Annotated in this window: 10 protein-coding genes and 1 tRNA gene; 4 read left to right on the plus strand and 7 right to left on the minus strand. The window is 59.5% G+C overall.

Translation table 11 applies throughout. The features are described from left to right. Nucleotides 1-909, plus strand: a complete 909-nt coding sequence (gene glsB, locus NL123_RS12525; RefSeq protein WP_494358300.1) for a glutaminase B — start codon at nt 1-3, stop codon at nt 907-909. 213 nt (nt 910-1,122) lie between these two features. On the opposite strand, the gene NL123_RS12530 is transcribed toward glsB, so the two are convergent. From NL123_RS12530 to NL123_RS12545, 4 genes are read right to left on the minus strand one after another with little or no spacing between them, the layout of a single operon-like run. Continuing rightward, nucleotides 1,123-2,391 carry an NAD(P)/FAD-dependent oxidoreductase gene (locus NL123_RS12530; protein WP_494357880.1) on the minus strand — a complete coding sequence of 423 codons (1,269 nt, stop codon included), beginning with the start codon at nt 2,389-2,391 and terminating at the stop codon, nt 1,123-1,125. Beyond that, nucleotides 2,388-3,140: an amino acid ABC transporter ATP-binding protein gene (locus NL123_RS12535; RefSeq protein ID WP_093527779.1), complete on the minus strand. Its 753-nt coding sequence runs from the start codon at nt 3,138-3,140 to the stop codon at nt 2,388-2,390. Before NL123_RS12535 ends, NL123_RS12530 begins: the two co-directional genes overlap by 4 nt. After that, nucleotides 3,137-3,805: an amino acid ABC transporter permease gene (locus NL123_RS12540; protein ID WP_016977168.1), complete on the minus strand. Its 669-nt coding sequence runs from the start codon at nt 3,803-3,805 to the stop codon at nt 3,137-3,139. The genes NL123_RS12535 and NL123_RS12540 overlap by 4 nt, the downstream gene beginning before the upstream one ends. Next, nucleotides 3,802-4,584, minus strand: coding sequence for an ABC transporter substrate-binding protein (locus NL123_RS12545; protein ID WP_494357881.1), 783 nt, complete (start codon nt 4,582-4,584; stop codon nt 3,802-3,804). The genes NL123_RS12540 and NL123_RS12545 overlap by 4 nt, the downstream gene beginning before the upstream one ends. A 215-nt stretch (nt 4,585-4,799) precedes the next feature. Here NL123_RS12545 and NL123_RS12550 point away from each other — a divergent pair, with 215 nt between their 5' ends. Then, nucleotides 4,800-5,579: an IclR family transcriptional regulator gene (locus NL123_RS12550; protein ID WP_248488226.1), complete on the plus strand. Its 780-nt coding sequence runs from the start codon at nt 4,800-4,802 to the stop codon at nt 5,577-5,579. 143 nt (nt 5,580-5,722) lie between these two features. Here NL123_RS12550 and NL123_RS12555 read toward each other — a convergent pair whose 3' ends face one another. After that, a complete protein-coding gene (locus NL123_RS12555; RefSeq protein WP_248482189.1) occupies nt 5,723-5,962 on the minus strand; it encodes a DUF6124 family protein in 240 nt (79 codons plus the stop codon). A 681-nt stretch (nt 5,963-6,643) separates the two neighbouring features. On the opposite strand from NL123_RS12555, the gene NL123_RS12560 reads away from it, so the two are divergent. Together NL123_RS12560 and NL123_RS12565 are read left to right on the plus strand one after the other, a co-directional pair. Next, nucleotides 6,644-6,718 (plus strand) — tRNA-Lys (locus NL123_RS12560). 52 nt (nt 6,719-6,770) lie between these two features. Beyond that, nucleotides 6,771-9,029 (plus strand): hypothetical protein, encoded by a 2,259-nt coding sequence (locus tag NL123_RS12565; protein ID WP_494357882.1) that lies wholly within the window; start codon nt 6,771-6,773, stop codon nt 9,027-9,029. A 288-nt stretch (nt 9,030-9,317) separates the two neighbouring features. Here NL123_RS12565 and NL123_RS12570 read toward each other — a convergent pair whose 3' ends face one another. Both NL123_RS12570 and NL123_RS12575 read right to left on the minus strand, forming a co-directional pair. Then, the gene (locus NL123_RS12570; protein WP_038846952.1) at nt 9,318-10,562 is read right to left on the minus strand and encodes a saccharopine dehydrogenase family protein; all 1,245 of its coding nucleotides are present in this window, start codon (nt 10,560-10,562) and stop codon (nt 9,318-9,320) included. 28 nt (nt 10,563-10,590) lie between these two features. Further along, complete coding sequence (locus NL123_RS12575; protein WP_248482184.1) at nt 10,591-11,688, minus strand: carboxynorspermidine decarboxylase; 1,098 nt, start codon at nt 11,686-11,688, stop codon at nt 10,591-10,593. Between the last annotated feature and the right edge of the window lie 254 nt (nt 11,689-11,942).

Here is an 11,942-nt window from a genome sequence, read left to right on the forward strand (position 1 = left end):
ATGCAGGCGCTGCTGGAGTCGATCCTCGACGAAGTGCGCCCCCTGATCGGCCTCGGCAAAGTCGCCGATTACATCCCCGCATTGGCCGATGTGCCTGCCAACCAATTGGGCATCGCCGTGTACGGCAACGACGGCTCGGCCTATTGCGCCGGTGACGCCGACACGCTGTTCTCGGTGCAGAGCATTTCCAAGGTGTTCAGCCTGGTGCAAGCCATCGACCACGGTGGCGAAACCATCTGGGAACGCCTGGGCCATGAGCCTTCCGGGCAGCCGTTCAACTCCATGGTGCAACTGGAATTCGAACGTGGCCGCCCGCGTAATCCGTTCATCAACGCCGGTGCGCTGGTGATCTGCGACATCAACCAATCGCGCTTCGCCGTGCCGATTTTGTCGATGCGCGATTTTGTGCGTCGGCTGTCGGGCAACCCGCAGATCCTGGTCAACAGCGTCGTCGCCGAATCCGAGGCCCAGCACGGCGCTCGCAACGCGGCCATGGCCTACCTGATGAAATCCTTCGGCAACTTCCACAACGACGTGGACGCGGTGTTGCACAGCTACTTCAATTACTGCGCCTTGCAGATGAGTTGCCTGGATTTGGCCAGAGCGTTCAGCTTCCTGGCCAACGAAGGCGTGAGCGCCCACAGCGGCGAACAGATTTTAACGGCGCGCCAGACCAAGCAGGTCAACTCGATCATGGCCACCAGCGGGCTGTACGACGAGGCAGGCAATTTTGCCTATCGCGTGGGCTTGCCGGGCAAGAGCGGGGTAGGAGGCGGAATTGTCGCGGTGGTGCCGGGGCAATTTACGGTGTGCGTGTGGTCGCCGGAGCTGAATACGGCGGGGAACTCGCTGGCGGGGATGAAGGCGTTGGAGTTGTTGAGTGAGCGGATTGGGTGGTCGGTGTTTTGAGGGTGCGCCCCGTTCATGGGAGCGATCGCCGTTGGCGATTGAGAGTATTAATCGCTTTACGCGTGCAATAGGTTCTCCCGGAAAAGGAGATCCAGTGTGGGAGCTGGCTTGCCTGCGATGGCGGTACATCAGCCAGCACATCCAGCGGCTGACACACCGCTGTCGCGGGCAAGCCCACTCTCACATGGGGGGTGGTGTGAGTGAGGGCTCTGTTCAGCTCACATTGAGCCGATCCAGCAAGCTGTACCACGCCACCCCCGCCCCAATGTAAAACCGCTGCAACCCATGCATCGGCAAGCGCTGCAACGGCGTCACCGGGTAGGCGAACTCCGCCGTGCTGTCGCACAACCGCCCCGCCAATTGCTGCCCCAGGCTGGTACACAGCGCGATGCCTCGGCCATTGCAGCCCAGTGCCAACGTCAACCCTGGCGCGGGCTGGTGCACATGGGGCATGAAGTCCCGCGTGATCGCAATACGGCCCGCCCAGCGATATTCGAATTCCAGTGGCCCCAATTGCGGAAACAGCAGTGCCAGCGAGCGTTCCAGGTGGGCGAAATCCGTGGGTGACGTGGGGTCGTTGAACAGCCCGCGTCCGCCCATCAGCAAGCGGCCATGGCTGTCTTTGCGAAAGTACAGCAGCAGCCGTTGTGCGGTGGAGACGGTTTCCTGCCCCGGCAAGATGCTGTCCGCTGCGCGCCCGCTCAACGGCTTGGTGGCGACGATAAAACTGTTTGCTGCCAGGATGCTCTGCGCCATGCCCGGCCACAGGTTGCCGCTGTAACCGTTGGTGGCCAACACCACTTGATCGGCCGTGACTTGCGCACCGCCAGCGGTCTGCAATTGCCAGCCGCAATCCTGGCGCTGCAACCCGGTCACCGCGCTTTGCCCATGGATCCGCACACCCGCCGCCAACGCCGCACCCACCAAGCCACGGGCATACGCCAACGGCTGAATCGCCCCGGCGCGACCGTCCAGCCAGCCACCGGCAAACGCCTCACTGCCCATGCGCGAAGCCACCGCTGCGGCATCCAGCCGCTGCACCGGTACACCGCGCCTGGCCCATTGATCTGCCCGTGCGTGCAACCCGGCGACGCCTTTTTCACTGTACGACACTTGCATCCAGCCTTTGCGTACCGGCGCGCAATCGATGCCATGCCTTTCGATCAGACTGAACACCAGGTCGGCTGAACTCGATACGGTCGAGATCAATGGCTCGGCGCGCTCCGGTCCGTAGATCTGCACCAGTTGCTGCGGGTCGTATTTGAGCGTCGGGTTGACCTGCCCGCCGTTGCGTCCGGACGCACCCCAGCCCGGCTCGTTGGCCTCCAGTACGCACACGCTGACGCCGCGCTCGGCCAAATGCAGCGCCGTCGACAAGCCGGTATATCCCGCGCCGACAATCGCCACGTCCACCTTCACCGACTCGCTCAACGCAGGCGTCGGCACCACTGAGGGCGCAGTCGCTGACCACAATGACTTCATGACAGGCTCCGCGTGTTACCGGTGGGGTGCAGCACGCGCCGCAGGAAGTCCTGGGTTCGCGCATGCTGCGGGTTGCCCAGCACCTGTTCGGCCGGCCCGCTTTCGACGATGTAGCCGCCATGCAGGAAGCACACGCGGTCGGCCACTTCGCGGGCAAAGCCCATTTCGTGAGTGACCACGATCATGGTCATGCCCTCATCGGCGAGGGTGCGCATCACCGCCAGCACATCACCGACCAGTTCAGGGTCGAGGGCCGAGGTGGGTTCATCGAACAGCATGGCTTCGGGTTTCATCGCCAGGGCACGGGCGATGGCCACGCGTTGTTGCTGGCCGCCGGAGAGCTGCTCCGGGTAGGCCTCGGCCTTGGCGCTCAGGCCGACTTTTTCCAGCAGCACCAGGGCTTCTTCGCGAGCCTGCCTGGGCGGCTCGCCTTTGACGTACACCGGGCCTTCCATCACGTTTTCCAGCACGGTGCGGTGGGGGAACAGGTTGAAGCGCTGGAACACCATGCCCATGCGGCTGCGCAGGGCGTGCACGGTCTTGCTGCCGCGCTGCACGGTTTCGCCGAACACGTTGATGTGCCCGCCGTCATAGGCTTCCAGCGCGTTGATGCAGCGCAGCAAGGTGGATTTGCCCGAGCCCGAGGGGCCGATCAGGCACACCACTTCGCCCTTGGCCACGTCGAGGTCGACGCCGTGCAGCACGCGGTGGCTGCCGTAGTGTTTTTGCAGTTGGCGTATCTCGATCATGCTTTTTTCCTCCGGCCCAGGTGCTGTTCCATGCGGCGCAGGCCATACACCAGCGGCAGGCTCATCAACAGGTAGAGCAGGGCGACCAAGGTGTAGACGGTCATGTTCTGGAAGGTCGACGAGGCAATCAGTTGGCCCTGGCGGGTCATCTCCGCGACAGTGATGGTGGACACCAAGGAGGAGTCCTTGAGCATCATTACCAACGTGTTGCCGTACGGCGGCAAGGCGATGCGAAACGCCTGCGGCAGGATCACCCGGCGCATCATCAGCGCCGAGCGCATGCCCAGTGCTTCGGCGGCCTCGCGCTGGCCCTGTTCGACGGCAATGATGCCGGTACGGAAGTTCTCGGCCTGGTACGCCGAGTAGGCGATGCCCATGCCGATCACGCCCGCATAGAACGCGGTGAGGTGCACGCCCATGTCCGGTAGCACGAAGTAGATGTAGAACAACTGCACGATGATCGGCAGCCCACGGATCACGTTGATGATGGTGCTCGCCGCCCACGACAGTGCACGGATCGGCGACAGCTTGAGCAACGCCAGCACCAGGCCGATCGCGCTGCTGAGCAGGAATGACAGCACGGTGATCTGAATCGTCACCCACGCGCCTTGCAGCAGGATCGGCAAGAAGTCCTGGGCGTTTTGCAGGAACTCCGCCGGGTTCATGGGCGCACCTGGGTATCCAGGCCCCACTTCTTGAGGATGTTGTCGAGGGTGCCGTCCGCCTTGATACTGGCGATCGCGGTGTTCAGGCGCTCCAGGGTTTGCGCGTCACCCTTGCGCACCACCAGGCACACTTCACCGACATTAGTGGGCTTGTAGTCCGGCGCCAGTTTCACGCCTTTGAACAGCTTCTGGCGGATCTGGTAGGCCACCACCGGCTGGTCACCCACGGCGGCCTTGATACGGCCCAGGGACAGGTCGCGGACCATCTCGCCGATGGAGTCGTAGGTACGAATCTCCTTGAAGATGCCGAGCTTGTTCAACTGGTCATAGAAGACGGTGCCCGCCTGCACGCCGACCACTTGGTCCTTGAGAGGCATGAGGTCGGGGTAGGCGGTGTTGTCGTCGGCGTTGATGATCAGGCCTTCACCGTAGGCATACACCGGAGCGCTGAAGTCGACGACTTTGGTGCGTTCTTCGGTCTTGAGCATGCCGGCGGAAATAAAATCTAACTTGCCGGAGGTGAGAGAGGGGATCAGCGCAGCGAAGTTGGTCTGCTCGATCTGGCTGGTAAAGCCGCCAGCCTTGCCCACGGCCTCGGCCACATCGACCATCACGCCCTGGATGCTGTTGCTCTTGATGTCGAGAAAGGTAAACGGCGAACCACTGGCTGTTGCACCGACTTTGTACGAAGACGCACTCTCGGCGTGCACAACGCTGACGCAGAACGTGGCACAGAGACCGAAGGCAAGGCGGCGAAACAAGGGCGAAAGACTGTTCATCGGGTTACTCCAGAAGGAAAACGGAAAGTCAGTACCGCGAGCGGCTGCCGATGAAATCGCAAGCTCTGTGCCATTTCGATTGGTAAAAATCGTATATCAGTATACAAAATCGATAAAATGAACCATTCGTATCGGTATGCGATATTAAGTGGTCTATTTTTGTGATTTGAGGTAGAAATATCGCCACGCCTGATCGACCTGACCGCGAGTCCGCCATGTCCGAAGAACGCAACAGTCTGCACAACCAATCCCTGGAAAAAGGCCTGTCGGTGCTCAAGGCATTCAGCGCACAGCGCCGCAGCATGAGCCTTGCAGAGGTGGCCGAGGCCGCCGGCATGACCAAAAGCTCGGCCCAGCGCATGGTGTTTACCCTCGAAAGCCTGGGTTACCTTCGGAAACACTCCCGCACACGTCATTACCAACTCACACCACGGGTGTTGGAGTTGGGCTTCAGTTACCTGGATGCGCATTCGTTGATTGAGGTGGCCAACCCGTTTCTATCGGAGTTGACCCGGCTGACGGGGGAGACCTCGTGCCTCACCGAGCCTGCGGGCTACGACATGACCTATATCGCGCGCTTCGTGAGTTCAGGTTTTGTGCCGGTGCATATGCCGATTGGCTCGCGGGTGCCGATGTACTGCACAGCGTCGGGCCGGGCGTATTTGAGCGCGTTGCCGATGGATGAGGCGTTGGTGTTGATCGAGAACAGCCAGCGCATCGCCCACACTAGCCAGACGCTGACGGACGTCGAGCAGATTCTGGAGTCGCTGCAACAGGTGCGCGAGCAGGGCTATGCGGTGAATGGCCAGGAGTTGTTCCTGGGTGATATGACCATTGGCGCGCCAGTGTTGGGTGCGAATGGCCGGCCGGTGGCGGCGGTGCATGTGGTGGCGCCGACCAGTCGGTGGAGCAGGGCGGATGCGGAACGGCAGTTGGCGCCGGCGTTGTTGCAGTGTTCAAGGGCGCTGAGCAATTCGGCGCGGAACTTGGAATAGCAGTCGCCCTAGATTCAAATGTGGGAGGGGGCTTGCCCCCGATGACGGTGTGTCAGCCAGCCTATTCTTCACTGACCCACTGCTATCGGGGGCAAGCCCCCTCCCACATTTGGATATTCATTGGGCTTGAGAGAGTTGTTCGATCATGCCGCCGGATGTGCCTGGTCCAACGCCTTGTCCACCAGCAGTTGCACACCTTCGAGCAGGCGGCAGATACCCAACGCTACGTTGCGTTGAGCGCCATCGACTTCAAAGGCGAGGTGGGCGGCGATGTCGTTGAGGCAGGCCAGGTCTTGCGAGGCATTGGCCAGCAGGGTTTCGGTGCCCAGGTTGGGGTGGAGGGTGAAGGGGGTGGTTGGGGGATTTGGACTGTCTTTGATCATGGTGGCGCTCCTTTGTAAATGGGGCTGCCACGATTCGCGGTCAAACGAAAAGGGTGGCAGCTATACGCGGGTTGACCGACCGGCCAAAGAAGCAAAACCGGCATACCCGAAGGTATCCCGCGTACAGCTGCCGCGACACGATACATCAGGCGCAAAAAAAACGCCTTGAATCGGTTTTGGCGCAGTTGCTCTTTGTAGTCGGACGGTCAAATCCGGCCGCTGAATGGGCAGCGACGGCGAAGAGGTTAGCCAGCGAAGTTCCCAGAGACAACCTGAAAGCTTTGTGGGAAATCTCTGAACACAGCAATGAGCCATGCGGAAGGGGGCTTGCTCTGATGCCAGTCAGTTAAGGAAACGACAGGCTGCCACATACTTGTGGTGAGCGGGCTTGCCCCGCGCTGGGCTGCGAAGCAGCCCCAAAGCCAGGCAACTGTGCGCTTCCTGGAAGAACGCGTCGGCCGAGTTAGGGCCGCTTCGCAGCCCAGCGCGGGGCAAGCCCGCTCACCACAGAGGTTGTATTGCGCCTAACTGCTTGGCATTAGAGCAAAACCCGCCCAAACAAAAATGCGCCCCTTGGGGCGCATCGCGTGACAGAAAAAAGCTCAGTGTCGTCAGCCATTGCTTAATGATGACCTGCGATCTTCACATTCTTTAGCGGTTGCCCGACAATGCGACCCCTGTTCCGGAGTAGTTCAGCGGTAGAACACTCGGCTCTTAACCGGGTGGGCGCTGGTTCGAATCCAGCCTCCGGACCCATCATATTCAAAGTCAATCTGGACACATCTCCAGAGCACATGGAGCGACTGGCATGGACGCAGGTTATGCGGTCTTCCAACTTTCCAAGGCATTGATTGCACACGATCAAACCCGTGACCCTCTCGCCCGATTCAATGCCCACAGACGTATCTCACAGTGGCAACAAGTGATTGCGCACATGCTGCAAGGCACCGCCGAGTATGGCTCGCGAACCCCGCTTGCCGAGATACCTGTCTGGGTGACGCTGGAAGTCATTACAGGCGGCTTTGCGACCGGCAACCTGTTGGCGGGTGGCGAGTTAACTGACTATGAGCGTGAATTGGTCGCTTCTATTTCCGGCATTCGCAGAGGGTTTGAGCGACTGGATCTCAACGCTTGGCATCTGACGGACGAAGGCCTTGAACATCTGCAACAGCGTCTGACCCGTTGTGACTATCGCGTTGATGTTCCGGAAGAAGCCGCGTTACTGACCGTGGCATGGCTGTCGAGCCAGCGTCGCAACGACGAGGCCAGGGCACTGCTAGACGTGATTGTTCCGTTTTTCGACCGATTGCGTTTCTTTCCGGCAACGTCCGCACAGCTACCGGTATCAGCTACGCACGTCCACATCGCCAATGCAGGTGAGGTCAAGCAGTTACTTTCAACCTTGCCACCGCGGGCTCAAATCGTTGCTCAGAAACAGGCGATCGAAGCCCGTCTACCTCTTTATGATTCAGCCGTCGCGCATTTCCTCCTGACGTACCAGGTGGGCTGGCCATGCCGTATCTTCCCGGCAAAGTGGCACGAACAGGCAGCCGAATTGGCTATGCGTTATGAACAACTCGGGATCAACAAACGCTCTCCTGATCGTGTAGCGGAATTGTTTCTGTTGATAGAGCAATGCTCTCGCGATGCAGAGTCGCTTACAGGGCGTCAGGTGGGTCGCATACGGCGAATAGTCGATGACTTTGTGCGCAAACATGGTGCGCCGGCTTCCGGCTCTCACCTCGCGTTCCGGGAGGACCAGCTTCGCCAGGTATCAGGACCAGAGCATCATCTGATCGCGCGTGCCGTCGCAAAGCGCCTCTCTAAGTACCCCGCACACAGTGGCATCTTTGATTTTGCCGATTTGGCCAAGCCGCTTGATGTTCAAGAGGCGGTGGATTGCGCACTGGGCGAAGGTGTCGCGATACCCGCGCCAATTCTGCGACGTGTTCAACGCTGTCGCAGCGGAACAATCAGGGAGTTGATTGAGCATGGGCTGATTACTTCGGGTGACACAGTCGCACGAGTACTGCCCGCGATGACCGCACAGCTGAGTAGCGCAGGGCTGCACGACGAAGCGTTGAGGAAGGTCTATGCCTCCACCTATCAGGCTTTCCGCCTTAGGCGTTCGTTGTTGCTATTGAATCTTCAACGTCAGGTGGGCTTCAGTGAGTTGCCTTGGATTGCAGCCATTGAGGGTGATCGACAGTCAGGTACCGGGGCAGCGGGTGCAGCGAGCCAGGCTCTCGTTGAGTCTTCGGCATTGACGCTTCATGCGTTCCCCTACGCCATCCTTCCTAACAAGCTTCTCCAGGAATTTGGAACGCTGGTGGACACTGCGGAGCTGGACCTTCCCTTTGTGGAGGAGGTCGCTGCAGATATCTTCATGGGGCAGTTCTCAACCAAGTTCGCTGACACTGCTCGGCGAGCGAGTCGGGTAATCGCAGGCTCCCTTTATGCACGTTACTACTCTATCGATACCGACGAACTGGCTGGCTTCGTCACAAGAGGGCGACGGCGTGCGCGAGGTGCAAATGAGGCTTTTGCTGCCTTATGCGCAAAGCGGGCTGGGGCAGAGCTGGGCACTTGGCACCCTGCAACCAATGGCACGATCCTTGAGCAACAGCAGATTTTAACGACGCAAAACCTTGCGCTGATTTTCGACGAGCTCGGGTTGAAAGGTTTGCTGAGTACTCGGCTAGGGGGCATGGCCCAGGCGAGTTTTGAGTGGGTCTGCAAACGGCAGCAGATGCACACCGGTCTCTATCATGCTCGATTGATTATGCTCAAGAACACAGCTTATGCCTGGCGCCAGATGGTGTTTTACCTCGCAATGCTTGAGGAGCATGAATGCAAAGAGGCCTTGAAGTCGATCGAGGCTTTTTTCGCTAAGCAACCACAGGCTTTCCGCGAAAGGTTTCTGCCAGTGATGATCGGTTTGCGCAAGGCTGCCGCAGGCGAAGTGTTGTCTCAGCAAGGTCAGACCGCCGACGGTGCGAGGGTCTTTTTGGGGTGGACCACTACACGGCATTGGTTACTACCACCACAGGGCGTCACTCCAAATTAAGTGTTTGGGGGCAGTAGGTCATGCACGGTGTAACGGCGCTTTTGCAGTGTTCAAGGCCACTGAGCAATTAGGCTCGGAATCTGGAATAACAGACTCTGGAAATTCAACTGTGGGAGGGGGGGGCTCCCGATAGCAGTGTGTCTGCTGATATATGTGTTGACTGACACACCGCCATCGGGGGCAAGCCCCCTCCCACAGTTGACCTCATTGGTCGTGAGGGCTGTGTTTGCCCCAAACAAAAAATGCGCCCCAGAGGGCGCATTTTTTTGTTCGGGCCGCTATCGCCTATCAGGCAATCGCATCCCAAGCCCGATCACCGTTCTCGTCTTTAATTCGAGTCGGCAACCCCATCACATCCAGCGCTTTCAGGAACGGTTCGGCCGGCAGTTCCTCGACGTTGGCCATGTGCTTCACATCCCACTCGCCACGGGCCACCAGCAGCGCTGCGGCCACTGGTGGCACGCCTGCGGTGTAGGAGATGCCCTGGCTGTCGGTCTCGGCAAAGGCTTCTTCATGGCACGCCACGTTGTAGATGAACATCTCGTGGGGCTGGCCGTTCTTGGTGCCCTTGACCAGGTCACCGATGCAGGTCTTGCCGGTGTAGCCCGGTGCCAGCGAAGACGGGTCGGGCAGTACGGCCTTGACCAGTTTCAGCGGCACGACTTCCAGGCCTTCGGCGGTGGTGACCGGTTTTTCGGAGAGCAGGCCGAGGTTTTTCAGCACGGTGAACACGTTGATGTAGTGTTCGCCGAAGCTCATCCAGAAACGCACGTTGGGCACGTCGAGGTTTTTCGACAGCGAGTGCACTTCATCGTGACCGGTGAGGTAGAGGTTCTGCGAACCGACAACCGGCAGGTCATCGGTGCGTTTGACTTCGAACATGGTGTTGCTGGTCCACTGGCTGTTCTGCCAGCTCCACACCTGTCCGGTGAACTCGCGGAAGTTGATTTCCGGGTCGAAGTTGGTGGCGAAATATTTGCCATGGGAGCCGGCATTGACGTCGAGAATGTCGATCGAATCAATGCGGTCGAAATGCTGTTGCTGCGCCAGCGCGGCGTACGCGTTGACGACACCCGGGTCGAAGCCCACGCCAAGGATGGCGGTGATGTTCTTCTGTTTGCACTCTTCCAGGTGGTTCCATTCGTAGTTGCCGTACCACGGCGGGGTCTCGCAGACCTTGCCCGGCTCTTCGTGGATGGCGGTGTCGAGGTAGGCAACGCCGGTGTCGATGCAGGCACGCAGTACCGACATGTTGAGGAACGCGGAACCTACGTTGATGACGATCTGCGATTGGGTCTCGCGGATCAGGGCCTTGGTCGCTTCCACGTCCAGGGCGTTCAGCGCGAAGGCTTGGATGTCGGCGGGTACCTTGAGGCTACCCTTGGCCTTGACGCTGTCGATGATGGCCTGGCATTTGGAGATGTTGCGCGACGCGATAGCAATACGACCGAGTTCGTCGTTGTGCTGCGCGCACTTGTGGGCCACCACCTTGGCGACACCTCCTGCACCAATGATAAGAACGTTCTTTTTCAATTGCTTTATCTCTCCTTTATCCGCCAGCTTACGAAAGGCTGGACAGGTAGTCGTCGTAACCAAATTCACGAACCACCTCGACAGTACCGTCGAGTTGTTTCACTACGATGGACGGCATTTTCAGGCCGTTGAACCAGTTTTTCTTGACCATGGTGTAGCCTGCGGTGTCGATGAACGACAGCCGATCGCCGATGGCCAGCGGACGATCAAATTGATACTCGCCGAAGATGTCCCCGGCCAGGCAGGATTTGCCGCACACCATGTAGGTGTGTTCACCGTCGCTCGGCGCCAGCTTGGCGTTGAGGCGGTAGATCAGCAGGTCCAGCAGGTGGGCTTCGATGGAGCTGTCGACCACGGCGAGGTTCTTGCCGTTGTAGAGGGTGTCGAGCACGGTGACTTCCAGGGAAGCGCTGTTGGTGATCGCCGCTTCGCCGGGTTCCAGGTACACCTGCACGCCGTACTTCTCGGAGAACGCCTTCAAGCGCGCGCAGAACGCGTCCACGGCATAGTCTTCACCGGTGAAGTGAATGCCACCGCCAAGGCTGACCCATTCGACCTTGTGCAGCAGCGCGCCGAAGCGCTCTTCGATGACGCCAAGCATCTTGTCGAACAGGCTGAAGTCGCCGTTTTCGCAGTTGTTGTGGAACATGAAGCCGGAGATCTGCTCGATCACGCCTTCGATCTTCACCGGGTCCCATTCGCCCAGGCGACTGAACGGACGCGCCGGATCGGCCAGCAGGTAGTCGGAGCTGCTCACCTGTGGGTTGACGCGCAGGCCGCGGGTCTTGCCCTCGGAACGTTCGGCAAAACGCTGCAGCTGGCTGATGGAGTTGAAGATGATCTTGTCGCAGTTATCCAGCATCTCTTCGATTTCATCGTCGGCCCAGGCCACGCTGTAGGCGTGCGCCTCACCTTCGAACTTCTGGCGGCCGAGCTTCAACTCGTACAGCGACGACGAGGTGGTGCCGTCCATGTATTGCTGCATCAGGTCGAACACCGACCAGGTGGCAAAGCACTTGAGCGCCAGCAGGGCCTTGGCGCCGGACTGTTCGCGCACGTAAGCAATCTTCTGCATGTTGACCAGAAGTTTCTGTTTATCGATGAGGTAGTACGGCGTTTTGATCATTTTTGAGAGCCTGCGGCGGTGCCTGCCAAAAAAGGACACGCATTGTGCCCGCACTTGGATCGAATCGAAAGGTTAGTGGGCGGATTTTGCGCGCCCGGTTTGTGACCCTACCCTCCGAGTATGACCATCTATGGATGGGCACCGGTCCAATGTGGGAGGGGGCTTGCCCCCGATAGCAGTGTGTCAGCCACCCAATCCAGTACTGACCCACTGCCATCGGGGGCAATCCCCCTCCCACAGTTTGGCCCCTGTCT

The sequence above is a fragment of the Pseudomonas sp. FBCC-B1565 genome, assembly GCF_059133265.1.

Excerpts from the sequence above, each read along its gene's own strand:
- NL123_RS12550 (WP_248488226.1), top strand. The coding sequence starts at position 4,800 with ATGTCCGAAGAACGCAACAGTCTGCACAACCAATCCCTGGAAAAAGGC.
- NL123_RS12540 (WP_016977168.1), bottom strand. The coding sequence starts at position 3,805 with ATGAACCCGGCGGAGTTCCTGCAAAACGCCCAGGACTTCTTGCCGATC.
- NL123_RS12575 (WP_248482184.1), bottom strand. The coding sequence starts at position 11,688 with ATGATCAAAACGCCGTACTACCTCATCGATAAACAGAAACTTCTGGTC.
- NL123_RS12530 (WP_494357880.1), bottom strand. The coding sequence starts at position 2,391 with ATGAAGTCATTGTGGTCAGCGACTGCGCCCTCAGTGGTGCCGACGCCT.
- NL123_RS12555 (WP_248482189.1), bottom strand. The coding sequence starts at position 5,962 with ATGATCAAAGACAGTCCAAATCCCCCAACCACCCCCTTCACCCTCCAC.
- NL123_RS12545 (WP_494357881.1), bottom strand. The coding sequence starts at position 4,584 with ATGAACAGTCTTTCGCCCTTGTTTCGCCGCCTTGCCTTCGGTCTCTGT.
- glsB (WP_494358300.1), top strand. The coding sequence starts at position 1 with ATGCAGGCGCTGCTGGAGTCGATCCTCGACGAAGTGCGCCCCCTGATC.
- NL123_RS12535 (WP_093527779.1), bottom strand. The coding sequence starts at position 3,140 with ATGATCGAGATACGCCAACTGCAAAAACACTACGGCAGCCACCGCGTG.
- NL123_RS12565 (WP_494357882.1), top strand. The coding sequence starts at position 6,771 with ATGGACGCAGGTTATGCGGTCTTCCAACTTTCCAAGGCATTGATTGCA.